General features: G+C 71.8%; 1 protein-coding gene. It reads right to left on the bottom strand.

Annotated elements, in window-relative coordinates; translation table 11 throughout:
- A partial coding sequence (locus D180_RS15960; protein WP_017913585.1) for a sigma-54 dependent transcriptional regulator occupies window positions 1-1,010 on the bottom strand: 1,010 nt, incomplete at its 3' end.
- Window positions 1,011-1,235: the final 225 nt, after the last annotated feature.

Here is a 1,235-nt window from a genome sequence, read left to right on the forward strand (position 1 = left end):
GGCAGGATGTCGGCGCCGCGCTCGCGCAGCGGCGGCACGCGCACCTGGAAGGTGTTGAGCCGGTACAGCAGATCCTGGCGGAAGCGGCCGGCCGCCACGTCCGCCTCCAGATCGGCATTGGTCGCCGCGACGATGCGCACGTCCACCCGCTGCGTGCGCGAGGAACCGAGCCGCTCGAACTCGCCGTCCTCGATCGCGCGCAGCAACTTGGGCTGCTGCTGCAGCGGCAGGTTGCCGATTTCGTCCAGGAACAGGGTGCCGCCATCGGCCAGTTCGAAACGGCCGGCGCGATCCTGGCGCGCGTCGGTGTAGGCGCCGCGCACGTGACCGAACAGTTCGGCCTCGAACAGGGTCGGCGCCAGGCCGCCGATGTTGACCTTGACGAAGGCCTGCGTGCGACGCGGCGACCACTGGTGCAGCAACTGCGCCAGCAGGCTCTTGCCGGTGCCGTTCTCGCCCAGCAGCAGCACGTTGGCGCCGCTGCCGGCGATGCGCAGCAGATCCTCGACCAGGCGCTGCATCGGTGCCGATTCGGCGACGAAGCCGGCCGCACCGTCCTGCAGCAACAGTGCCTGCGCCTCGCCGAGCCGTTGCGCGGCGCGGCGGCTGCGGTCCAATGCGATGCGGCTCTCCAGCACCGCCAGGACCCGCGCGTTCTGCCAGGGCTTCTCGATGAAATCCACCGCGCCCTCGCGCATCGCCGCCACCGCCAGTTCGATGCTGGCCCAGGCGGTCATCGCGATCACCGGCAGCCCCGGCCATTGCGCGGCGATCTGCGCGATCAACGCCAGGCCTTCGGCGCCGGAGGTGGTATCGCGGGCATAGTTCATGTCCACCAGCACCGCGGCGAACGCGTCGCCGCGCAGGCAGGCCAGCGCCAGCTCCGGCGACTCGGCGCCGACCATGCCGTAGCCGGCGCTCTTGAGCAGCATGCGCAATGCTTCGCGCACGTCGGCCTGGTCGTCGACGACGAGGATGCGCGGCAGCGGCGGTGTGCGGTTGTCAGTCATGGCGCAGAGTCTAGCGGCCGGGCGTGGCGGACAGGCGCCACGGCGCCCGTCGTGGCGTACCCGCATCGGAACGCAAAGCGCATCATTCGGCGCGCAAGGCGTGCATCGGCGGCACCCGCGCCGCGCGCCGCGCCGGTGCCAGCGCGGCGAGCAGGCCGGCCGCGGCCAGCACCAGCAGCACCGCACCGATCGCCAGCGGGTCGGCCACGCGCACCTCGAACAAGT

Origin of the sequence: Xanthomonas sp. SHU 166, assembly GCF_000364685.1 — a bacterium.
Taxonomy (GTDB): Bacteria; Pseudomonadota; Gammaproteobacteria; order Xanthomonadales; family Xanthomonadaceae; genus Xanthomonas_A; species Xanthomonas_A sontii.